Source organism: Gordonia sp. Z-3 (assembly GCF_036233855.1).
Taxonomy (GTDB): Bacteria; Actinomycetota; Actinomycetes; order Mycobacteriales; family Mycobacteriaceae; genus Gordonia; species Gordonia tangerina.
This window is the reverse complement of record NZ_JAZARS010000001.1, coordinates 93383-119799: the sequence shown is the minus strand read 5'-3', so window position 1 is coordinate 119799 and position 26417 is coordinate 93383. Positions and strand designations below refer to the sequence as shown.

General features: G+C 69.0%; 4 protein-coding genes. 1 reads left to right on the top strand and 3 read right to left on the bottom strand.

Going from position 1 to position 26417, the window contains the following annotated elements:
• The first annotated feature begins 228 nt into the window (after positions 1 to 228).
• Positions 229 to 489, top strand: coding sequence for a hypothetical protein (locus VX037_RS00455; RefSeq protein WP_328712859.1), 261 nt, complete (start codon positions 229 to 231; stop codon positions 487 to 489).
• Between the two features lie 67 nt (positions 490 to 556).
• Here the strand turns inward: VX037_RS00455 and VX037_RS00450 are convergent, their stop codons facing one another.
• The 3 genes from VX037_RS00450 to VX037_RS00440 all read right to left on the bottom strand — a co-directional run bounded on the left by VX037_RS00450 (position 557) and on the right by VX037_RS00440 (position 26402).
• Positions 557 to 865, bottom strand: a complete 309-nt coding sequence (locus VX037_RS00450; RefSeq protein ID WP_235725595.1) for a hypothetical protein — start codon at positions 863 to 865, stop codon at positions 557 to 559.
• Between the two features lie 274 nt (positions 866 to 1139).
• Complete coding sequence (locus VX037_RS00445) at positions 1140 to 1367, bottom strand: MbtH family protein (protein WP_235725594.1); 228 nt, start codon at positions 1365 to 1367, stop codon at positions 1140 to 1142.
• A gap of 81 nt (positions 1368 to 1448) precedes the next feature.
• Positions 1449 to 26402, bottom strand: a complete 24954-nt coding sequence (locus VX037_RS00440; RefSeq protein ID WP_328712858.1) for a non-ribosomal peptide synthase/polyketide synthase — start codon at positions 26400 to 26402, stop codon at positions 1449 to 1451.
• Positions 26403 to 26417 lie beyond the last annotated feature (15 nt).

The following is a 26417-nucleotide window of genomic DNA, read 5'->3' as shown; positions in this document are numbered from 1 at the left end:
ACGTTGCGAGACCGGCCCGGCGCGACCGACGAATCGGCCGCCGTACCCGGTTCTATGTGGCCGCCCTCAGCGATGAATGCGAGTTGGCCACTCTCGGCGAGTAGCTCCGCGAACGACGCCCCGCTACCCCCGGTCGCCGACGTCTGGTACCCCGCTCCGGTTATGGCGACCGACTCGAGGCACCTGAACACGAACGGGATGAATGCCCCGGCACAGCCGAGTTCCCGGATGGCGACCACGGCGTTGATCACATCGATGATCTCGCTCCCACTGGCCCTTGTGGGCGTGGGAGCCATCCTCGGCTTCATTGCGACGACGCTGGGGGTGATCGCCCTGGTACAGATCGCGAGCGGCCGACGACCGGCGCCGGAGCCGAACCGCTATCGCGGCACAGGCCGGGCCGTGGCCGGCACGGTCGCGGGAATCGCGAGCATGATCATCGGCGCACCGATACTGCTGGTGATCTTGATGGTGCTCGCGATCGTTTGAGCGTCGATCGGACAGCGTCGGGGCGGCCCAGGCCGACCCCTACCCACAAGCGTGTCGGTGAAGTGGATCAGCTGACGGCGCGCAGGCGGCGACCTTCGCCGCCGCCGAGTTCGCGACCGAGCCACGCGACGATGTCGCTCATCACCCGGTTGCGCTCGGCGGCTCCGTCGATACGAGTGAGACCGGGCATGCAGTGGATGAGGCCGGCGTGGAATGCCGCGTCGTGCGACATGCCGTGGCGGTCCATCACGGAGCGGTACGAGTCGATGGCCTCGTCGAGGGCACCGTAGGTGACGACATCGTCACCGAAGCGAACAGCAGTCAGGCGCGGGGTGATCTCGGCCCGCCGCCGGATGTCTTCGATCAAATCCAACATGTTCACAGTCGTTCCCCCGAACTCCGTGTTGTGACCCTGGCCACGTTGCCTCCCAGAATGGTTCTGGCGCCAGGTCCGTCTATATAGCTTGCCTTGCTAACGGCTCTTTGGGAACCGCGGACGCCAGATTGTGTGCGAATCCACAGGTCAGAGCAGATTCTCAGTACGACTCCATGTTACTGCTGTGACTCAAGTTGTTGGAGTGGCGGATAGTGCTTGATGTTCAAGCGTTATCCCGGCTACACAGCCTCGCGACGTCGTGGCCGGATGAGAGTCACGCGCGGCGCGCCGCGTCCGCGTCCATCGCCTCGATCAGGCTCTTGGGACGCAGGTCGGTCCAGTTCTTCTCCACGTAGCCCAGGCATGCCGCCCTACTGTCCTCCCCGAACACCGTCCTCCAGCCGGCGGGGATGTCGGCGAAGGTCGGCCACAGCGAGTGCTGATTCTCGTCGTTGACCAATACGTAGAAGCGGCCGTTGTCGTCGTCGAAGGGGTTGGTCACGGGTGTCCTCCAGGGATCGTGGGTGGATAGTGCAGATGGATTGCGGGTGACGGTGCCGCTGCGGTGACGGTGCTGCGGCTCCTACGACTCCGCGGCGTCGGCGTCGGCGAGCCACCGGTCGAGTTCGGGCCCGATGACCTCGAGCGCGCCGGGGTTGGCCAGGCCGAGGTGATCGGCATCGACATCGACATTCGCGATGCGGCCCGCGACGTGGGGTCGCCAACCGTCGGCGACCGCGGCCGGATCCGCCTTGTCGCGGGTCGCGGTGAACACCAGCAGCGAACCGTCATACGGGGCCGGCCGGAACTGTTCGACGAGCGTTTCGCCGACCGCGAAGCTGTCCATGACGCCCTGCACCTGGTCGACGCTGAGCAGGCCCATCGACGCGATCTGTTCGCGGATGATCTCGGCGACCTCTTCGGCGCTGTCCGCGTGCACATTGTCGTCGAGGTCGAACAGATCGCGCCATCCGCCGAGGAAGTCGCCGACATAGTCGCCGCCGAGCTCGACACCGGCCGGTGCAGACCCGGAACCCTCGTCGGGTTGCGGCGGGATCGGCGACGAGTCCATGACGCCGAGGAAGGCGACCTCGTCTCCTTCGGCGCGCAGCGCGGTCGCGATGGCGTACGCGACGTAGCCGCCCAGCGACCAGCCCAACAGGTGATACGGACCGTGCGGCGACACCCGGCGGATCTCGGTGAGATACCGCTGGGCCATTTCCTCCACGCTCCGCGCGCTGGGCTCGCCGGCGACCACATGCGGGTCCTGCAGGCCGTACACCGGGCGATCCCCGAGATAGGGCACGAACCCGCCATAGAACCAAGCCAGGCCACCGGCAGGGTGGATGCAGAACAGCGGCGGCCGCGTCCCCTGCGCGTTGAGGGTGATCACCACCTCGCCGGAACCGGAGCCGCCGGAGATCCGAGCCGCGAGCCCACGCGCCGTGGGGTCGTTGAACAGCCAGGCCAACTCCACGTCATGCCCCTGCTCACGCAACGCACCGAGCACCCGCGTCGCCGACAGCGAGTTGCCGCCCAACTCGAAGAAGCTCTGGGTGACACCGACCTGCTCGAGTTCGAGCACGTCGGCGAACGCGGCGGCCACCACGGCCTCCATCTCGGTCTCCGGGGCCACGTACTCCTCGGTGCCGGTCTCGATCACCGCTTCTGGAAGCGCCCGTTTGTCGAGCTTGCCCACCGGGGTCAACGGCAGCGCATCGAGCACCATGATCGCGGCGGGGACCATGTGCGACGGCAGCCGTCGGCCGACGAACTCACGCACCTCGGCCACGTCGATCCCACCGTCGCCGACGATGTAGCCGGCCAGTGCGGTCGCGACCGAGCCGCCCACACCGACGACAACGGCCGACTCCACCGCCGGATGTTCGGCCAGCACGGCCTCGATCTCGCCCAGCTCGATCCGCAGTCCGCGCAGCTTCACCTGATCGTCGGAACGTCCGGCGTACTCCAGCACCAGTTCGCCGGCACCGTCACGGCGCCAGCGAACCACGTCGCCGGTTCGGTACATCCGCTCCCCCGCGGTGCCGAAGGGGTTGACCACAAAACGCTCGGCGGTCAGCCCTGGCCGGTCCAGGTAACCCCGGGACAGTGCCGGACCGACGGCGTAGAGCTCGCCGGGCACACCGACCGGCACCGGCCGCAGACGACCGTCGAGCACGAGCAACGTCACCCCGGCCAACGGCCGTCCCAACCGCACCGGCGCGCCGACGGCCATCGGCTCACTCAGCGTGATGCCGATGGTGGTCTCCGTTGGTCCGTACAGGTTGTGGATGGCCACATGCGGCGCCCACGCGTCGACCAGCGACGGCGGCACCGCCTCACCGCCGGCCATCAGCGCGGCCAGATCCGGCAGCGCGGCCGGGTCCAGCGTCGAGAGCACCGTCGGGGTGAGGAAGGTGTGCGTCACTCGGTGACGCTGCATGAATTCCTGCAACACGTGACCGCCGACGGCCGCGGTCGGCCGGTAGGCCAGGGTGCCGCCGTTGACCGTGGCGAGCAGGTACTCCAGGACCGACGCATCGAAACTCGGCGATGCGAACCCCAGGACCACCGGGGCATCTGCGACCGACAGTCGTGAGGTCTCCTGTGCGGCGAAATTCGCCAGCCCACCATGAGTGACCGACACACCCTTCGGGCGGCCGGTGGAGCCGGATGTGTAGATCACGTACGCGACATTGTCGGTCCGCACGCGACCCGACATCTCGACGGCGCTCACCGCGGCGTCGGACAGGTCAGCGATCGCCGCTCGGGTCGAGTCACCGTCGAGACGCACCCACTCGAACTCGTCGCCGGGAAGTTCCCCGGTGCGGACGGTCAGCCCGAGGATCGCCCCCGAGTCCTCGATCATGTTCGCCACCCGTTCGGCCGGGTAGTCGGGGTCGATCGGCACATATCCGGCACCGGTCTTGGTGACCGCCCAGATCGCGGTGAGCAGTTCCACCGACCGACCGATCGCCAACGCGACCAGCGACTCGACGCCGATCCCCCGCGAGATGAGCCAGCGCGCCAGCTGATTGGACCGCGCATCGAGTTCGGCATAGGTCAGCGCGGCACCGTTTCCGTCGACTACCGCGACGCGGTCGGGGTGCGTGTTCGCAACCTCGGCGAACATGTCGCCGAGCAGGCGCGGCGCGGTCCCCGTGCCGCCGGACACCGTGGTGAACGCGGCCATCTCGCCGCCGCCGAGAAGACCGATGTCGGCCGTCAGGGTCTCCGGAGCGCTCGACACGGTCCGCAGGATCTGCACCAGTGCGTCGATGAACACCTCGATCTGGGTGGCGTCGAAGGCGTTCGGCAGATACTTGAGAGTCAGCGAGAGTCGTTGGCCCGCAACGGGTGAAGTCGACATGTTGAGCGGGTAGTGGGTGGCGTCGGAACCGGCGAAGTCCACGATCTCCAGCCCGCCGGTCAACGAGGCATCCGTGGTGGACAGCGAGTCGGTGTCCACCGGATAAGACTCGTGCACCGTCAACGTGTCGAACAGCGGACCGCCGATGCCGTTGCCGCCGGCCAGTCCGGTCAACTCCGCCAGCGACAGATGCTGGTGATCGAGAACCGCCACCTTGCTCTGCTGCAGGCGACCCAGCACGGTCGAGATCGACGCCTCCGGATCGACGTCGACCACCGCGGGCAGCGTGTTGATGAACAACCCCACCATGGATTCGACGCCCTCGAGGTCGGCCGGACGACCGGATACGGTCTCGGCGAAGGTGACCACCCGGTTGCCGGTCAACCGCGACACGAGCACCGCCCAGGCGAACTGCAGCACCGTCGCCACCGTGGCCCCCTCGGCGCGAGCGAGGGCCTCGATGCCGGCGGTCACGTCGGCATCAAGAATGACCGACAGATCTTGCGGCAGTGCCTCATTCGTTGCTTCCGCGCCCGGCGCCACCAAGGTGGGCGCCGTCACCGGCGCGAGCACCTCGCGCCAGGCCTGCCGACCGGCGACGTCGTCGGTCGCCGCGAGGTGACGCAGGTAGTCCTCGAAATCACCATCGCCGGTACCGATCTGGCCGGTGTAGGTGACTCCGTTGGCATACAGCGCCAGCAGATCGGCCAGCACCAGCGGGCCCGACCAACCGTCGATCAGGATGTGATGGTTGGTCACCACCAGATGCGCGGTATCGCCGTGGCGGACCACTGCGAACCGCATCAGCGGCGGGCGCGCCAGGTCAAACGGGGTGCGCCGCTGGATCTCGGCGACCTGTGCCACCCGTTGCTCGACCACATCGTCGGAGGGGCCGGTGCCGTCGGTGACGTCGACGACCTCCCAGGGCACCTCGACCGATGGCGGAACCACCGTCACCACCGCACCACTGCCGGTGCGCACGAAGCCCGACCGCAATGCGCGATGGTGCGCGAACAGGGCCTGGGCCGCAGCATGCAGGCGGTCGATGTCGACGGTCCCACCGAGTTCTAGGATCGACTGCACCACGTAGACATCCACCGGCGCGTCGGTCTCCGAGCCCACGGCGCCGCCGGCGAGCTCGGCCTCGAAGTGCAAGCCCTTCTGCAGGGGAGACAGCGGCCAGATGTCGGCCCCGGGCCACCGCTGGGCCACGTCGTCGAGGTCGTCCTGGGTGACCCCGGCGCCCGGAACGTCCGACGGGGACAGGCCCGGATCACCGATCACCGACAACGTGTCGACGATCGCGGCCAGTTCCGCCTGCCACCGCGATGCGATATCGGCGGCATCCGCATCGCCCAGCACCCCGCGGACGAACAGGAAGTCCGCCGAGAGTTCGCGGCCGTCCCGGTCCGAGAGGGTGCCGACGTTCACCGTCAGCGTGTTCATCGCGGTCATCGCACCCGACACCGTGGCCGGCAGGACCGGCGCCGCCGGGTCGGCGGTGAACGGCACCACCACGTCGTCGCCGGATGAGCGGCTGCCGGCACCGAAGAAGTTGAAACCGATCGACGGCAACGCGGTCCCGGCCAGCCGGTCGTCCCCACCGGCATCCGCCGCGGTGAAGCGCAGCAGTCCGTAGCCGATGCCGCGGTCCGGTTGAGCCAGGCGCTCCTCCTTCGCCGCTTTCACCGCGTGCACCACGTCGTCGGCCGGGTCGAGCGCCAACGGCACGAGGGTGGTGAACCAGCCGGCGGTTCGGGACAGGTCGGCGGTGTGCGGGTCGGTCCCCCTGGCCACCACTTCCTCGTAGCGGCCGTGGCCTTCGACCAGCACGGTGACCGCGGCGGTGTCGACGATGCCGCGATCGCGTTGCCACGATCGCACCGCGCGGGCCAGCGCCGCGATCAGCGCATCGTTGACGTGACCGGAGTACGCGTCGACGACCCTCGTCAGCAGCGCCTCGGTGACCGTGCGGTCCACCCGGACCCGCAGAGAGTCGACGGTCGCGAAGGTATCGCGGTGCGGGTCGAAGGGCACACCGAAGTCGGTGGGATCGCGGTCCACGCGGGCCAGCCAGTGCCCCATCTCGTCACCGCGTTCGCCGGCCTGCGCGGCGAGTGCCGCATGCCAGGCCCGCGCCGAGGTCACCTCGGGACGCACCGCCGGCTCCGCACCGGACTGCAGTCGACCCCAGACGGTGATGATGTCCTCGATGAGGATCGGCCAGGAGACCGCATCGACACCGAGGTGATGGATGGCCAGGACCACACGGGCACCGCCGTCGCCGACGACCAGGACCGCGGACACGATCACTCCGGCAGCCGGGTCGAGCCGGCGCAGTGCTGCGGCATGCGCGGTGCGCAATACCTCGTCGTACTCGGCGGAGCCGGGCGCCGCGGCCGTGGTCGCCTCGTCGACGACACATCCGATGCCCTCGCCAAGCGCATACGCCCAGCCGTCGTCGGTGTGGCGCAACGTCGCCGACAGCATCGGATGGGCACGCGTCACCGCATCCAGCACGGCGGTCAGCGTCGGGAGGTCGAGTCCATCGGGTGCGATGAGCACCGTCGACTGGGAGAAGTCGGCGAAGTCCGCCCCGCTCTGCGACAACTCGAGCATCCAGGCCGCCACCGGCGGGATCGCGACCTGCTCACCGGCAGGCTCGCTCAACAGCGGCAGCCGGTCTCCGCCCGCCGCCACCGCATGCGCCATGGCCCGAACCGTCTTGTGTTCGAAGACATCTCGCGGGGACACCGAGAACCCGGCGGCACGGGCGGCAGACGAGAGCTGGATCGCGAGGATCGAGTCGCCGCCGAGCGCGAAAAACGACTCGGCCACACTCACCCGATCGACACCGAGCACGCCCGCCACGACACGCGCGAGTGTTTCCTCGGTGGAGGTCTCCGGCGCCACGTAATCGTCACCGGCGCCGTCGAGTTCGGGCACCGGAAGCGCCCGACGATCGAGCTTGCCGTTGGCCGTCAACGGCAGCGCGGTCACCGGGACCACGATGCTGGGCACCATGTAGCCGGGTACCGCCCGGGCAACCGCGTCGCGCACCCGCGCCGCGTCGACGTCGGCGCCCGGTTCGGCGACGACGTAGCCGATGAGCTGTTCACCACGCCCCGGGAGTTCGACGACATTGGCGGCACCCGCGGTGATCCCGTCGACACCGAGCAGCGCTGCCTCGATCTCACCGAACTCGATGCGGAATCCACGTAACTGCACCTGCGCGTCACCGCGACCGAGGTACTCGATGTCGTCGCCGATGCGGCGGGCGAGGTCACCTGTCCGGTACATGCGGGCACCGCTGCGATCGAAGGGATTGGCTACGAACCGGGTCGCCGAGAGTCCCGGCCGGCCCAGATAGCCCTGCGCCAGTTGCCCACCGGTGACGTACATCTCGCCGACGACGCCCGGCGGCACCGGATGCAACCGCTCGTCGAGGATGTGGATCGCCAGCGAGTGCAGGGGCCGCCCGATCAGGGATGCGTCGCCCGCGGCGACGAGGTCGCGGTCGAGCGGACGGAAACTCACGTGCACGGTGGTCTCGGTGATGCCGTACATGTTGACCAATTGGGTGGTCTCGTCGGGATGGTCGTCGAACCAGCGCCGCACCTGCTCGAAGCCCAGCGCCTCACCGCCGAACACGATGTAGCGCAACGGCAGATCGACCGGGTCGCGCCGCCGCGCGTCGATGAGTTGATAGAACGCCGACGGCGTCTGGTTGAGCACCGTCACGCCCTCGGCGGCGAGCAGCTCCACGAAGGCATCGGGGTCGCGCGCCAGGGCACGATCGACGATCACCAGCCGCGCCCCACACAGGAACGGTCCCCACAACTCCCACACCGAGAAGTCGAACGCATAGGAGTGGAACATCGTCCACACATCGGTGGGCCGGAAGTCGAAGTCGCCGGCCGCCGTGTCCATCAGGGTGATGACGTCGCGATGGGTGATCTCGACGCCCTTGGGCAGACCGGTCGAGCCGGAGGTGTAGATGACGTAGGCCCGCGAGGACGGCCGCACCGAGGGTACCGGCACCGCGAGATCGGTCCCGGCCGAGGCGAGTTCGTCGACGTCGACGGCCACCACGCCGGCGGGCAGACCGGCGAACAGCTCGTGGCCCGAGGTCGCCGCGTCGGTGATCACCACGCGCACCGACGCGTCGGAGACGATGAACGCCAACCGGTCCACCGGGTTGGTGGTGTCCAGCGGCAGATAGCCGGCACCGGCCTTGAGCACGGCGAGGATCGCCACCGGGAGGTCGACCGAGCGTGCGGTGGCGATACCGACGAGGTCACCGGCGCGGACACCCCGGGCCGCCAACGCCGCTGCCACCGCATCGGAGCGGCGATCGAGGTCGGCGTAGGACAGCGACACGTCCTGCGCGGTCACCGCGGTCCGCGTCGCGTGGTCGGCGACGGTGTCCGCGAACAGCTCCACCAGGGTGCGGTCGGTGTTCGTCGTCTCGGTCACGGGCGCCGGAAGTGCCGCCAGGGCGCTCGATTCGTGATCGGTCAGCAGCGCGACATCCCCCACCGGCACCTGCACGTCGGCCAGGCAGGTGGCCAGCACCCGGACGAATCGATCGGCCATGGTGCGCACGGTCGCCGCATCGAACATGTCGGTGGCGTAGACGATCTGCGCCGGCCACGGTTGTCCCTGGGTGCCGCCGGCGATCGCGAAGGTCAAATCGACCTTGGCGGGTGTCTCCGGCGCCTCGATCGGCGCGATGGACAGTCCGGCGATGCTGGACGCTTCGGCGACCGAGTCGCCGAGATCGGTGGAGAACTCCGGCAGCGTGGACTGATGGAAGGTGAGCAGGATCTGCGTCAGCGGTGCGAAAGCCTCTGACCGCACCGGATCCAACTGCTCGACCAGCGTCTCGAACGGCACGTCGGCGTGCGCGTACGCCTCGAGATCGGTACCGCGGACCTGGTCGATCACTGCGGCGAAGGTCATGCCCGGATCGATCTCGGCGCGCAACACCAGCGTGTTGACGAACATGCCGACCAGCGCGTCGACGGCACGCTGCCCGCGTCCGGCGATCGGGGTGCCGACCGCGATGTCGGAGGTCGCCGACAGCCGGGCGAGCAGCACCGCGAGACCGGCGTGGACCACCATGAACGGGGTGACGCCCCGTCCGGTGGCGACCGCCGAGATGGCCTCGACCACGTCGGCAGGGATCTCGAACGACACCTGATCGCCGCGTTGGGAGGCCACCACCGGACGGGGCCGGTCGCCGGGCAACTCGAGCACATCGGGAAGGCCGTCAAGCTTGCGTGTCCAGTACGACAGCTGTTGTCCCACCACTGAATTCGTATCGCCGACCGAGCCGAGTTCGCGGTGTTGCCAGAGCGCGACGTCAGCGAACTGTACCTCGAGCGGGGCGAACGTCGGGGCGTCGCCGGCCTCCCGTGCCGCGTATGCGGTCATCAGGTCGGCCACCAACGGCGCCATCGACTCGCCGTCGGCGGCGATGTGATGGGCGACGATGGCGAAGACGAATTCGTCGTCGGCGACGCGGAGCAGCCGCGCCCGCAGTGGCCACTGTTCTGTGACGTCGAATCCGGCGCTCACCGCGGTCTCGAGATCGGCGGTCGAGTTCACCTCGGCCCAGTCCAGGGTCGAGGTGGCCGCCTCGGCCGGGGCGATGATCTGCACCGGCACACCGTCGACCGCCGGGAACGTGGTGCGCAGGACCTCGTGGCGCACCACCACGTCGGCCAGTGCCGCACGCAGCGCGTCCACGTCGAGGCTACCGGTCAGGCGTAGCAGCAATGGGACGTTGTAGGTCGACGCCGACGGATCGAACTGATTGATGAACCACATACGCTGCTGCGCGAACGACACCGGAATCCGTTCCGGCCGCGGTGAAACCGCGGCGACCGGGGGCAGGCCCGCCCCGCGGCCGGCGACCGCGGCGGCCAGCGCCCGCACCGTCGGCGCCTCGAACACGTCGCGGACCGACACGTCGACACCGAACACGTCGGCGACCCGGGCAGCCACCCGCGTTGCCGACAGCGAGTTGCCGCCGACCTCGAAGAAGCTGTCGGTCGCGCCGACGCGATCGACGCCGAGCACCTCGGCGAAGACCGCCGCAACCGATTCCTCCGACTCGGTCTCGGGTGCCACGTATTCCGCAGCGATGTCGATGACCGGTTCGGGCAGCGCGCGCTTGTCGAGCTTGCCGACCGGGGTCAACGGCAGGGCATCGAGCACGGCGATACTCGCCGGCACCATATGCGAGGGCAGGGCCTGACCGACGAAGGTCCGCAGCTCGTGGGGGTCCACCGTGGTGCCGGCGGACTCGCGCAGCACCACATAGCCCGCGAGTGCCGAGGCGACCGAGCCGCCCACGCCGATCACCACCGCTGACTCCACCGCCGGATGCGAGTTGAGTACCGTCTCGATCTCGCCGAGCTCGATGCGCAGCCCCCGCAGCTTGACCTGATCGTCGCTACGGCCGACGTACTCGAGCTCGAGTTCACCGGTCGGCCCGGGCCGCCAGCGAACCAGATCGCCGGTCCGGTAGAGCCGTTCGCCGTTGCGTCCGTAGGGGTCGGCGATGAACCGCTTCGCGGTCAACCCGGGTCGTCGAACATAGCCGCGGGCGAGCGCGCCGCCGGCCACGTACAGCTCGCCGGTGACGCCGACGGGCACCACGTTCAGACGCGAGTCCAGCACGAGCATGCCCACCCCGGGGATGGGTCGGCCGATGGTGATCGACTGCCCGGGCGCCAACGCCGCGCTGAGCGTCACGGCCACCGTCGTCTCGGTGGGACCGTAGGCGTTGAAGAACGCGTGTTGGGCTCCCCACCGGTCGATCATGGCCTGCGGCACCGCTTCCCCACCGGAGGCCACCGACCGCAGCTCGGGAACGGCGTCGGGGTCGATGGTGGCCAGCACCGACGGCGTCAGGAACAGGTGAGTGATGTGCTGGTCGCGAACGAACTGCGCGAGCGCCTCGCCGCCGACGACATCGGCCGGTCGATAGACCAGCGTGGCTCCCGATCGCAACGGCAGCAACCATTCCAGGATGGACGCATCGAAACTCGGTGACGCGTAACCCAGGATCACCGAATCCGGTGTGACGGCGAACCGGCGCAGCTCCGCGTGGGCGAAGTCGACCAGACCGCGGCTGGTGACCTGGACACCCTTCGGCGTTCCGGTCGAGCCCGACGTGTAGATCACGTAGGCGATCGCGTCGACCTCCGGCGTCCCGTTGCACTCGGCCGCCGACAGCGCGGCCGTGTCGTGCGTCGCGACCTCGCCGACGATGTCATCGGCGTCCAGGCACTGCCAGTCGACGGTGTCGCCCAGGCCCGACCGCCGGGCCGTGGTGGTCAGACCGAGTTCGGTCCCCGAATCGGACAGCATGTAGGCGATCCGGTCGGCGGGATAGTCCGGATCGATCGGAAGGTAGCCCGCGCCGGTCTTCGCGACCGCCCAGATCGCGGTCATCAACTCGGCCGAGCGCTCGATGGCCACCGCCACCAGCGTCTCCGGCCCGGCGCCGCGCTCGGTCAGCCACCGCGCGAGCTGATTGGCGCGCGCATCGAGTTCGGCATAGGTGAGGCTGTGGCCGCGCGGATCGCGCACCGCCACATTGTCGGGATGTAAGGCGACGGCTTCGGCGAAGATCTCGCGCAGCACCATCGGCGGCGCATCGGGTGCGCCCCCGGACACCGGGGCCAGCGCCGCCCTCTCCCGTTCGCCGAGTAGGTCGATGTCGCCCACGGCGACCGAGGAATCGGCCACCATCGCCTCGAGAATCCGCAACCAGGCGGTCGCGAAGCCCCGGATCGTCGCTTCGTCGAAGATCGACCGGGCATAGATGAAGTCGACGCTCATCGGGGTCGATTCGGTGCGGTTCGAGACGCCCACCGACAGTTCGAATTTGGCGATCTGGTCGGGCAGTTCCAGCGGTTGGACCACGAGGCCGGCGCCCTCGAGGGCGGTCATCGACTCCTCGCCGTCGACGTGGCTGAACGCGATCTGCGCCAGCGGCGGGAACGCCGTCGAGCGGGTGGGGGCGAGTTCGTCGATGAGTTCCTCGAACTGGACGTCCGCGTGGGCAAACGCCTCGAGATCCTCGGCACGCACGCGGGCCACGAGGTCGGCCACCGAGGATGCCGGATCGACCTGCGTCCGCAACACCAGGGTGTTGACGAACATGCCGACCAGATCGCCCAGTGCGGCGTCGGTGCGTCCGGCGATCGGCGTGCCGATCACCACATCACTCGTCGACGCCAATCGCGAGATCAGGATCGTCAGCGCCGCATGTGATGCCATGAAACCGGTGACACCCTGCGCGTGGGCGAACTCGTCGAGTTTCGCGGCCAGCTCGTCGTCGAGCTGCACCGTCACCACTCCGGCGGTGGTCTCCATCACCGCCGGTCGGGGCCGATCCATCGGCAGGTCGGTGACCGACGGCAGTGACTGCAGATGTTCGCGCCAATAGCCGAGCTGCTCGGCCATCCGGCTCGACGGGTCGTCGGCCGTACCAAGCGTATCCCGCTGCCACAGCGCGAAATCGGCGTACTGGACTGCGGGCGCCGGTGCCGTCGGCACCGTATCGTCGATCCGCGACAGGTACGCGCCCATCAGATCTCGCACGAACACTGCCGTCGACGCTCCGTCGAAGGCGATGTGGTGGACCGTCAACACGACGTCGACGGTGTCCGGACCGACACGCCGCACCCGTCCGCGAATCGGCAGGTCCTCGGTGACGTCGAAGCCTCGCGCGACCGACGTGGTGAGTTCGGCCGCGTCGTCGACCACCGACCAATCCAGCGCCGCACGCGCTGCACCCACCTCGAGGATCTGCTGGTATGGACCGTCCGCATCGAGCGGATAGACAGTACGCAGCACCTCGTGCCTTTCGAGCACGTCGGAGACCGCAGCGACCAGAATGTCGAGATCGAGATCACCGGTGAGCCGCATGGCCATCGGGATGTTGTACGCGGCCGACGTCGGGTCGAATCGGTTGATGAACCACATCCGGGCCTGCGCCATCGACAGCGGCAGGCGGTCCGGGCGCTTTCCGGCCACCAGCGGGGCCACCGTCTGTTCACGCCCGGCCACCGCCGCCACCAGCGACCGGACCGTGGGGGTGTCGAACAGGTCACGCACGGAGACATCGACACCGAGTTCCTCGGCGACTCGCGCCGCGACACGCATCGCCGACAATGAGTTGCCGCCGATGTCGAAGAAGGACTCGGCGACGCTGACCCGGTCGAGACCGAGCACTCCGGCGATCACCGCGGCGACCGCGGCCTCCGCGTCGGATGCCGGCGCCTCGTATTCGCCGATCTCGAACACCGGGGCCGGCAACGTCTTCCGGTTGAGCTTGCCCGAGCTGTTGAGTTCGATGTCGTCGAGCAGCATCCACACCGAGGGATGCATGTACTCCGGCAAGCGGTCGGCGACGACCGCCTGCACCGCCGCCTGATCCACCGTCGCCGGTGCGATGTAGGCGACAAGGTGCTGCGGACCGGTCGGTGCGTCGACGACATCACATGCCGCATGCACCACCCCCGGTGCGGACGCGATGACCGACTCGATCTCGCCGAGTTCGATGCGCTGGCCGCGCAGCTTCACCTGGAAGTCGGTGCGGCCCAGATATTCGATGGCGCCGGACGCCTCCGGTCCACTCCCGGCCCGGGTGCTCCAGCGCACCAGGTCACCCGTCCGGTACAGCCGGGCGCCGGGGGGACCGAACGGATCGGCGACGAATCGTTCGGCGGTCAGCGCCGACCGGGACGCATAGCCGCGGGCCACCTGCACACCACCGAGATAGAGCTCACCGGGCACCCCCGGCGGCACCGGACGCAGGCGCGCGTCGAGCACCCGGGTCGAGGTGTTCCACACCGGGCCACCGATGGTGATGTCGACGGCCTCGGTGACGTCAGTCGAGGTGACGTCGACGGTGGCCTCGGTGGGGCCGTACAGATTGTGGATGGCGGTGTGCGGCAGTGCCTCATGGGTGTGCCGCGCCACCGCGGGCGGCAGTGCCTCACCGGAGGTGAGCAGCCACCGCAGCGTGGTGAGCTGCGCCAGTCGGGCGGCGGGCACCACGTCGAGGAACACCGACAGCATCGACGGCACGAAGTGCACCGAGGTGATGGCTTCGGCGGCCAGCAGATCGGCGATGTAGGCCGGTTCCCGGTGCCCACCGGCCCGGGCGATCACCGTGGTCGCACCCACCATCAGCGGACCGAACAGTTCAGGCACCGACACGTCGAAGGTGAACGGGGTCTTGAGCAACACCCGATCGGCCGGCGACCAGTCGAATTCGTCGACACACCAGCGCAGACGGTTGGCCAGCGCACGGTGGGTCACCGTGACGCCCTTCGGCCGGCCGGTGGAACCCGAGGTGAACAGTGTGTAGGCGGCGTCGTCGGGTCGCAGCGGGCTGCGTCGGTCCCGGTCGGTCACCGGAGGCTGCATCGACTCCACTGCAGCCGCGGCGTCGACCTCGATCACTCGCATGCCGGGGACATCGGCTGCGACGACACCCGACTCCCGGGCGGCGTCGACGATGACCACACCGACTCCGGCGGTGTCGATCATGTACTCGGCACGATCGAGCGGCGCATCGGGGTCGATCGGCACATATTGTGCACCGGCGGCCAGCACCGCGTTGACCGCGATGACCATCGCCGCCGAACGCTCCAGCGAGACACCCACGGCCGCCCCGGGTCCGACACCGACGGCGATCAGTTCGCGGGCCAGGATCGCAACTCGGTCGGCGAACTCACGGTAGGAGATCTCTCGCCCGTCGACGGCCAGAGCCGTCGCGTCGGGGGCGTGGGACGCCTGACCGAACACCGCATCTCCCACCAGCTCAGCGGGTACATCGACGACCGCGCCGGTCGACCATTCCGCGACCGCGCTCTGCTCGTCGTCGAAGATGATGGCGGCGTCGCCGATCGGGAGTTCCGGTGTGGTGAGCAGATGATCGAGTAATGCGGTGAACCGCGCGGCCAGTCGGGCCACGGTCGCGGATTCGAACAGGTCGGTGGCGTAGACGATCGAACCCGTCCAGTCGGCTCCCGAGGGTGCCGAACTCACGGTCACCGACAGGTCGAGTTGGGCCGGCACCCACGCGGGTTCGACCGATCGCACCGACAACCCGGCGATCGGTAGGTCGGTGTTCTCCGCCGACGCCGCCGGATCAAAGGACAACATGACCTGCGCCAGTGGGGCAAAAGCCGCCGTCCGCGTCGGGTTGACCGCTTCGACGACCGTCTCGAACGGTACGTCGGCGTGCGCGAAGGCCTCCAGGTCGGTCAACCGGACGGCGTCGAGCAGTTCGGCGAAGGTGGTCGCGGGATCGATGGCGGTACGCAGGATCAGCGTGTTGACGAACATGCCGACGAGCGGGTCGAGCGCGGCCGAACCGCGGCCGGCGACCGGGGTCGCGATCGTGATGTCGTCCTGCGCGGTGAGCCGACCCAGCAGCGCAGCCAGCCCGGCGTGCACGACCATGAACGGAGTGACGCCGAATCGTGCGGCGACGTCGGTGACCTGGTCGCCGAGCGTGGCCGGCAACGCGAACTCCACCCGCGCACCGACATGGGATGCGATCGCGGGTCGCGCATGGTCGGCGGGGAGTTCGAGGACATCAGGTGCTCCGCCGAGAGCTTCGGTCCAGTAGGCCAGCTGTCGGGCCACCACCGAGTCCGCCTGCTCGGGTGACCCGAGCGCGGTGTGCTGCCAGATCGCGTAGTCTGCGAATTGCACTGTCAGCGGTGCGAACTGGGGCGACCGCCCCTCCGAGCGCGCCGCATAGGCGGACACCACGTCGGTGACCAGCGGCAGCATCGATTCACCGTCGGCCGCGATGTGGTGGGCCACCACGGCGAGCAGGTACTCGCCATCGGCCACCCTGTGCAACCGGACACGCAGCGGCCGATCGACGGTGACGTCGAATCCGGCGGTCATCGCGGCCTCGAGGTCGCCCTCGGAGTCCACCAGTGCCCAGTCGAGGTGGTCGGCGACGTCGTCGACCGGGCCGATGACCTGCACCGGCACCCCGTCGACGGCCGGGAAGGTGGTGCGCAGAACCTCGTGGCGCACCACGGTGTCGACGACCGCCGCGCGCAGCGCCGCGATGTCGAGGCTGCCGTCCAGGCGCAGTACCACCGGGATGTTGTAGGTTGGGGTGCCCGGCTCGAAGCGGTTGATGAACCACATCCGGGTCTGGGCGAACGACAACGGGATCGGCAACGGGCGAGGGGTGATCGCCACCAGCGGCGGTAGTCCCGTCTCCCGCCCGGCGACCGCCGCGGCCAACGCCCGCACTGTGGGCGCCTCGAAGAGATCCCGAACCGAGACGTCGACGCCGAACGCGTCGCCGACTCGGGCGGCGACTCGCATCGCCGACAACGAGTTGCCGCCGATGTCGAAGAACGAGTCGGTGACGCTGACGCGGTCGAGCCCGAGGACCTCAGTGATCACCGTCGCGACCGCCTGTTCCGCGTCGGTCGCCGGGGCGATGTGGGTGGCGGTCTCGAAGACCGGGGCCGGCAGCGACCGACGGTCCAGTTTGCCCGCGCTGTTGAGCGCGATGTCGTCGAGCAGCATCCACACCGTCGGACGCATGTACTCCGGCAGGGATTCGGCGACGGCACCGCGCACCACGGCTTCGTCGACCGTCGACGGCGACACATAGGCGACGAGATGCTGTCCCCCACCGGGGGTTTCGACAACCGTGCAGGCCGCGTGCACCACTGCAGGCGCGGCGGCGACAACCGATTCGATCTCACCGAGTTCGATGCGCTGACCGCGCAACTTCACCTGGAAGTCGGTGCGCCCGAGGTACTCGATGGCGCCCTCGGTGTTCCAGCGAACGAGGTCACCGGTGCGATACAACCGCGAACCAGGGGCCCCGAACGGGTCGGCGACGAACCGCTCCGCGGTGAGGCCGGGGCGGGCGGCGTACCCGCGCGCGACCTGGACGCCACCGAGATACAGCTCTCCCGGGATGCCCGGCGGCACCGGCCGCAGCCGGGCGTCGAGGACCAGGGTCGAGGTGTTGGACACCGGCACACCGATGGGCACCACCTCGGTGGCGTCGGTGACGTCGACGTAGGCCACCTCGACGGCCGCCTCCGTGGGCCCGAACAAGTTGACGATCTGCACCTGCGGCAGCAGCGTGTGGGCGCGCGCGACCACCGAGGGCGGCAACGCCTCGCCCGAGCAGAACAGCCACCGCAACGAGCTCAACGCCGAGATCTTTTCCGCCGGCACCACATCGAGGAACACCGACAGCATCGACGGCACGAAATGCACCGAGGTGGCACCCGTGCCGGTGATCAGATCGGCGATGTAGACCGGGTCGGCGTGGCCGCCCGCGCGCGCGACGACGACCGTCGCGCCGGCCATCAGCGGGGCGAAGAGTTCCGGCACCGAGACGTCGAAGGTGAACGGGGTCTTGAGCACCACCCGTTCCCCCGATGCCCACGGGTATTCGTCGAGACCCCACCACAGCCGATTGAGGACCGAACGGTGCGACACCGTCACACCCTTCGGCCGCCCGGTGGAACCGGACGTGAACAGCGTGTAGAGCGCATTGTCGAGCCGCAGCGGTGCGTTTCGGTCCGCGTCGGTCACCGGCTCGACCGCCAGGTCGACGTCGTCTGCGGCGTCCACCTCGATCACCCGCACCGAGGGCCCGAGACCGGCTACCGACGCCGGAGCGCCGTGCGGGCCGACGAGCACGGTACGCACACCGGCCGTCTCGACCATGTACTGCACCCGGTCGGCGGGGACGCCCGGATCGATCGGCACGTACTGCCCACCGGCCGCGACCACGGCGTGGATCGCCAGCACCATCTCGACCGAGCGGTCCATCGAGACACCCACGGCGACGCCGGGTGCCACACCCGTCGCGATCAGCTCGCGCGCCAACACGGCAGTCCGCGCACCGAGTTCGGCGTAGGTCAAGGTGCGGTCGCCGAACATCAGGGCGACGTCGTCCGGTGTCCGGGCGACCTGCGCGGCCACGGCGTCGGCGACCGTGCCTGCCGGCACACTCACCTCGGCACCGGTGGACTGCTCGACGATGTCGGCGCCGGTCCCGGCCAGCAGATCGACGTCGGCGATCAGCGTCTCGGGTGCGCCGGCGGTCTGTCGCAGGATCGCCACGACCGCGTCGGCGAACACCGCGATCTGCGCATCGGAGAATGCATCTGGCAGATACTTCAAGGTGATGGACAGTTCCTCGCCCATCGGTGACGTGATCATGTTGAGCGGGTAGTGCGTGGAGTCGCTGACCTGCGCCTCGCGGATGTCGAGGCCGCCGGTCGCCGCCGCGTCGGTGGTCGACAGCGAGTCGGTATCCACCGGATAGGACTCGTGCACGGTCAAGGTGTCGAAGAGTTGCCCGACACCGGCCAGCGCGGTCAGTTCCGGAAGGCCCAGGTGCTGGTGGTCGAGCACACTGATCTTGGCGTCCTGCAGCCCGGCCAGCACCTCCCCGACCGATGCGGACGGGTCGACGTCGACGACCGCGGGCAGGGTGTTGATGAACAGTCCGACCATCGTCTCGACCCCGTCGAGGTCGGCCGGGCGTCCCGAGACTGTCTCGCCGAAGGTGACGATCCGGTTGCCGGTGAGGCGCGACACGAGCAGCGCCCAGGCGAACTGCAGCACCGTGGCCATGGTGGCGCCGTGGGACCGCGCGAGGCGCTCGAGTGCGGCGGTCAGCTCGGCATCGACCACAACCGCATGGTTGCGCGGCAATGACTCCCTGGTCGCCTCGACGCCGGGTGCCACCAGGGTGGCGCCCTCGACGGGCGCGAGAACTCGTCGCCACGCATCCCGGCCGGCGGCATCGTCAGCTGTCGCGAGGCGGAGCAGGTGGTCGGCGAAATCACCGCCGCCGGAAGCGATCTGACCGGTGTAGGTGGCACCGGAGGCGTACAGGGCCAGCAAGTCGGCCAACACCAGCGGCCCCGACCAGCCGTCGAACAGGATGTGGTGGTTGGTGATCACCACACTCACCCCGACCGCATCCCGGACGAGGACCACGCGCAGCAGCGGCGGGCGCGCCAGATCGAACGGCTCCACGCGCTCGCGCGCGGTGTGTTCCTCGACCAGCCGACGCCGGTCCGCCTCGTCCACCGCACCGAGATCGACGGTGCGCCAAGGTACTTCCACAGTGTCGGGGATCACCGCGACCACGGCGCCGCTGTCGGTGCGCAGGTAGCCCGACCGCAGGACGCGGTGATGGGCGACGAGCGCCTGCACGGCGTCGCGCAGCCGCGCCTCGTCGACGTCCCCGCCGAGCCGCAGGACCGCCTGACTGACGTAGACGTCCACCGCGTCGGCGGCGTCGGTGAGCGCCGATTGCAGATACAGACCCTTCTGCAGGGGTGACAGCGGCCAGATCGCGGCACCCGGGTGCAGTTCGGTGATCCGGTCCAGATCCTCCTGCGTCACCGACGTACCCGCGATATCCGAGGGTGACGGGCCGACGTCACCGTGGGCCACGACGTCGACGATTGCCGCGAGTTCCGCCGACCACCGTTGCGCGATACCGGCGACGTCGTCCTCGGTGAGGATGCCGTCGATGAACAGCAGATCGGCCGACAGTTCCCGGCCACTGCCGGTCTGCCGGGTACCGACGTTCACCGTCAGTACGTGCATCGCGGCCATCGCGCCCGACACCGTTGCGGGCAATGCCGGCGCATCCGGGTCCACCATGAAATCAACGACCAGGTCCTCGGTCGCGCCGGCGCGACCACCCGCGCCGAAGAAGTTGAAACCGATCGACGGCAGTGCGCGGCCGGCCAGGCGTTCGTCCCCACCGAAGCGCAACGCGCCGAACCCGACCCCGCGGTCGGGTTGTCCCAGTCGTTGCTCCTTTGCCGCCTTCACCGCGTGCACCACGTCAATGCCCGGGTCGAGCGCCATCGGAGCGATGGTGGTGAACCAGCCGACCGTGCGGGACAGGTCGGCGTGGCGCGGGGGGTCGCCCTGCGCGACGAGCTCTTCGTAACGGCCGTGCCCCTCGAGCAGCACGCCGATCGGCGATTCGTCGGCGATACCCACCGAGTGCTGCCAGGACCGCACGGCACGGGCCAGCGCGGCCAGAAGCGCGTCGTTGACGTGGCCGCCGAAGGCCTCGGGCACCACCGTGACCAGCGCCTCGGTCACCTCTGCGTCGACCCGATGCCGTACCGAGCGCAGCGTCGAGAACCGATCCCGGGTCCGGTCGAACGAGGCGCCGAACCCAGTGGGCTCACCCAACCGGGCCGACCAGTACGCGACCTCGTCGGCCCGGTCGTCGGCCTGCTCGCTCATCGCGGCATGCCAGGCCTGTGCCGAGGTCACCTCGGGCCGCACCTGCAGCTCACTGCCCGACTGCAGTTGCCCCCACACGGTGATGATGTCCTCGATCAGGATGGGCCACGACACCGCATCGACCCCAAGATGATGGACGGCGAGCACCAGCCGTGCGGTGTCGGCGGCCGACACCAGCACCGCGGAGACCAGGACGCCTGCGGACGGATCGAGACGGGCCAGCGCGTCGGCGTGCGCGGTCTCGATCGCCGACTGCAGCTCCACCGATCCGTCGGTCGCCGGGGTGGATGTCGTGCGCACCACCGGACGCGATCCCACACCCGCGGTCGAGGTCCAGTGACCGTCGACCTCGGTCAGCCGCGCCGAGAGCATCGGGTGGGCATCGACGACGACCGACAACACACGCATCACGTCGTCGGCGGTGAGACGCTCCGGCGCGATCAGTACGATCGCCTGCGAGAAGTCCGCGAAGTCGGCTGCGGTGTCAGAGGATTCGAGCATCCACGACACGACCGGCGACAGCGCGATATCGCCGACCCCGCCGTGTGGGTCGGCCAGCAAGGGCAGGCGCTCGCCGCCCTCGGCGACCGCCTGTGCCATCGCGCGGACCGTCTTGTGCTCGAAGATGTCGCGCGGTGAAAGCGACAACCCGGCCGACCGCGCGGCCGACGACAACTGGATCGAGGTGATCGAGTCACCGCCCAACGCGAAGAAGGACTCGGTGACACTGACCCGATCGACGCCGAGCACACCGGCCACCACCTGCGCCAATCGCTCTTCCAGCGATGACCCGGGAGCGACGTAGTCCGTTGTATCGGTGTCGATCTGCGGGTCCGGGAGGGCGCGTTTGTCGAGCTTCCCGGCCGGCGTCAACGGCAACGAGTCGAGGATCTGGAGGCTGGCCGGCACCATGTGCGCCGGCAGACGTTCGGCGATGAAGCCACGCAGCGCGGCGACGTCGACGCCGGGATCCGTGGCAGCCGGGTCGGCCACCACGTACCCGGCCAGTGCCGAGGCCACCGAACCGCCCACGCCGATCACAACCGCCGAGGACACCGCCGGATGCGACGCCAGGACCGCCTCGATCTCGCCGAGTTCGATGCGCAGGCCGCGGAGCTTGACCTGATCGTCACTGCGGCCGACGTATTCCAGCACCAGATCACCGGATTCGTCGCGGCTCCACCGGACCACGTCGCCGGTGCGGTACATGCGCTCGCCGGGCGCGCCGTAGGGATCGGCGACGAACCGCTCGGCGGTGAGCCGGCGTCGGTCGAGGTAACCACGTGCGAGGGCCACCCCACCGGCGTACAGATCGCCCGCCACGCCGACGGGCACGGCGTGCAGCCGTTCGTCGAGCACCATCAGTCCCACACCGTCGACCGGGCCACCGATGTGCACCGGCCGGCCGGCCCGCAGCGGAGCACTCATCGCCACCGCCACCGACGCCTCGGTGGGGCCGTACGCATTGAAGAACCGCAGTCGGTCAGACCACCGGTCCACCAGGGACTGCGAGACCGCCTCGCCGCCCGACATCAACACCTGCAGGCCGGGAACCGACCCGGGTTCCAGCGTGGAGAGCACCGTCGGGGTCAGGAAGACATGGGTGAGTCGTTGCTCGGTGATGAACGCCGCCAGCATGTCCCCACCGAGTACGCCGTCGGGCCGGTAGATCAGCGCACCACCGGCCACCGACGCCAGCAACCACTCGAGGATGGAGGCGTCGAAACTCGGGGAGGCGAAGCCCAGGATGCGCGACGACGGCCCGGTACCGAAACGGACGACCTCGGCGGTGGCGAAGTTGTGGATGCCGCGATAGGTGACCGACACCCCCTTGGGTACGCCGGTGGACCCGGAGGTGTAGATGACGTAGGCCGTGGCGTCGAGATGCCGCGCGGCCGACAGTTCGTCGGCACGCAGCGGCGCGGAGTCGAGAGTGTCGAGAACCCCTGCGGCACCGAGCTGTTCGACGGTGGACCACTCGGGACCGGCCGGCAGCCGATCGTGCACCCGCGCCGTGGTCAGGCCGATGCGCACCTGCGAGTCGGTCAGCATGTGTTCGATGCGCTCGGCCGGGTAGTCGGGGTCGATCGGCAGATAGCCGGCGCCGGTCTTGGCCACCGCCCACATCGCGACCAGCAGTTCGGCGGAACGTCCGACGGCGAGCGCCACCAGCGACTCGGTCCCGACGCCACGCGAGATCAGCCAGCGGGCCAGTTGATTCGAGCGTTCGTCGAGTTGTGCGTAGGTCAGCGCGGCGCCGGTGTCATCGGTTACCGCCGGACGCTGCGGATGGCGAGCGGCAACCTCTGCGAACACCTCCGCGAGATGCCGCGCCGGCGCGCCCACCGCTCCGGCGACCGGAAGCAGCGCCGCCGCCTCGTCCTCACCGAGCAGCGCGACATCTCCCACGGCCACAGCGGGGTCGGCGGTGAGCTGATCGAGGATCCGGACGAACTGGGCGGCCATGTGGTCGGCGGTGTCGGCATCGAACAGGTCGACCGCGTAGATCAAGGTGCCCTGCCAGCGATCGCCGGCATCGGTGACACCGACGGTGAGGTCGACTTTCGCCGGGATCTCCTCGACCGGAACCGAACTCACCGCCACACCCGCGACATCGTCGGCGAGGACACCGGTGGAGAACTCGGCGAGCACGGACTGGTCGAACGACAGCAGCACCTGGGTCAGCGGCGCGAAGGACTCCGACCGAACCGGTTGCAGGTGTTCGACGACCGTCTCGAACGGCACGTCGGCATGCGCGAAGGCCTCCAGGTCCGTGGCACGCACCGAATCGAGCAGTTCGGCGAACGACATCGACGAGTCGATCTGCGAGCGCAACACCAAGGTGTTGACGAACATCCCCACCAGCGGGTCGAGGACGCGTTGGCCGCGACCGGCTATCGGTGTGCCGACGGCGATGTCGTCCGACGCCGACAGCCGCGCCAACAACACGGCGAGACCGGCGTGCACCACCATGAACGGGGTCACACCGTACTCGCGGGAGATCACGCCGATCCGGTCCACGACCCAGCCGGGAACCTCGAATCCAACTTGCGCGCCGTGCTGGGTGGCCACCACCGGCCGCGGCCGGTCGGTCGGCAACTCCAGGACGTCAGGGAGTCCGCGCAGTTGGGTGTCCCAGTACGACAACTGCCGTGCGACCACCGAGTCCACATCGTCGGCGGAACCGAGGACCTCGTGCTGCCAGATCGCGAAGTCGGCGAACTGGACATCGAGGGGGACGAACTCCGGTTCGACCGTGGCCACGCGCGCCGCATAGGCGGTCACCAGGTCTGCCACCAGTGGCCCCATCGACTCGCCGTCGGCGGCGATGTGATGGACCACGAGGCCGAAGACGAATTCGTCTTCGGCGACCTGCCACAGCCGCGCCCGCAACGACCACTGCTCGGTGACGTCGAACCCGGCGCCGATCGCGGCCGCGAGATCGGCCTGCGATCTCACGATCGCCCAGTCCAGCCGATCGGTCACCTCGTCGGCCGGCGAGATGACCTGCACCGGCACGCCGTCAACCGTGGGGAACACGGTGCGCAGAACCTCGTGACGGATCACCACGTCGGTCAGCGCGACACGTAGTGCGTCGGCATCGACCGGCCCGGTCAACCGCAGCAGCATCGGGATGTTGTACGTCGACGCCGCCGTGTCGAACTGGTTGATGAACCACATCCGCAGCTGCGCGAACGACAACGGAATCCGTTGCGGCCTAGGCTCTACGGCCAGCACCGGGGCTACGCCCACGCTACGGCCACCGATCGTCTCGGCCAATCCGCGCACCGAGGGCATGTCGAACACATCACGCACCGAGAGTTCGACGTTGAACGCCTCGCCGGCGCGGCCGACGATACGCGCGGCCGCCAGGGAGTTTCCGCCGAGATCGAAGATGGACTCGGCGACACTGATCCGCTCGAGCCCCAGCACGTCGGCAGCGATCTCGGCGAGGATCTTCTCGGTCTCCGTACTCGGCGCGACATACTCTGCGGCGCCGGTGATCTGCGGTTCCGGCAGTCCCCGCCGGTCGAGTTTGCCGTTGACCGTCAACGGCAACTGGTCGAGCACCATCACGACGTCGGGCACCATGTAGCCGGGCAGCGACGCCGCCGCCGCGATCCGCACATCCGACGGTGTGGCGGCGTCGTCCGCCTCGAGTACGACATAGCCGACCAACAGCTCGTCGCCGTTGTCGCGACGTTTCACCGCGACTGCGGCGGCATCGACTCCGTCGGTGCTCAACAGCGCGGTCTCGACCTCGCCGAGCTCGATCCGGAAGCCACGGAGTTTGACCTGCGCGTCGGAGCGGCCCAGATACTCGAGGGTTCCGTCGCGGGAGATCGCCAGATCGCCGGACCGGTACATCCGGGATCCGTCTGCGGCGAACGGATCGGCCACGAACCGGATCGATGACAGACCGGGACGGCCGAGGTAGCCACGGGTGACCTGGGTGCCGCTCACATAGATCTCGCCGGGCACACCGTCGGGCACGGGCCGCAGACGATCGTCGAGCAGGTGGATCGTCAGGTTGGGCAGCCCGGTGCCGACATCGGAGCCCTTGGCTGTCTCCACGAAGTCGGGGTCCAAGGCCCGGAAAGTCGAGTGGACCGTCGTCTCGGTGATGCCGTACATGTTGACCAATACCGGCCCGACCCTGCCTTCACTGGCGAGACGGTCGGCGTACCACCGCTTGACCTGAGCGAAATCCAGTGCCTCACCGGCGAACACCATGTAGCGGACACTGTCGGCCAGGTCGTTGGGCGCACCTGGGCGGACGGCGGCGGCCAGCTGATAGTAGGCCGACGGGGTCTGGGAGACGACGGTCGCGGCTTCGGTGGTCAGCAGGCGGGCGAACTCATCGGGGCTGCGGGTGGTGAGGAAGTCCACGACCACCAGACGTCCGCCGAACAGCAGCGGACCCCACATCTCGAACACCGATACGTCAAAGGCATAGGAGTGGAACATCGTCCACACGTCGTTCTCGGTGAAGCCATAGTGCTGTTGCGCGGCCGCCATCAGCGCCACGACGCTGCGGTGTTCCACCACAACACCTTTGGGTCGACCGGTGGAGCCGGAGGTGAAGATCATATACGCGGCGGTGCGGTCGTCCACGACTGCGGGAAGCTCGGCCGCACCGGCGTGTGGGTGTTCGATCAGATCGGAGATGGTGTGCCGCGCAACGTCGAGGAAGCCCAGTGCTTGGCGACCGTCGTGATCGGTGATGACCAGTGTCGGGCCCGCATCCTCGACGATGAACGTCAGCCGGTCGGCCGGATGAGAGGTGTCCAGCGGCAGATAGGCTGCGCCGGCCTTGAGAATGCCCAGGATCGCGACCATGACGTCCACCGTGCGCGGCGTCGCCAGACCCACCACGGCACCCGCCGACACGCCGGCGGCCAGCAGTCCGGCTGCGACGCGGTCGGAACGATCGTCGAGTTCCCTGTAGGTCAGCGCACCGTCGTCGAGGTCGGTGACCGCGACCCGATCGGGGTGACGGTGCACCGCCGACCGGAAGATACCCGGTAGCGACTGCCAATCGGTGGTGCCGGCGATCGCACACGCGCGTTCCCGGATGCCGTCGGTGGCCGATCGGATCGCCGCCGCGATCCCCGCCGGATCGAGTCCGTCCTTGGGTATCAGAGCGGTGACGATGGCGCTGACCGCGGCCTCGGTGTCCATCCCGCGCGCCTCGAACACCGCGGCCGTCGCCGACACCCGCGTGAACAGGTCGGCGAAGGACACCTCGGCTCCGTTGGCGTCGAGCGCGACGGACTGCGGTGCGAGCTGCGCCGCGATGGTGATCAGGTCTCGCGTCGGTGGTCGTCTTCCCCATACAGCAGAAATGTCCACCGCGTCCACACCGAT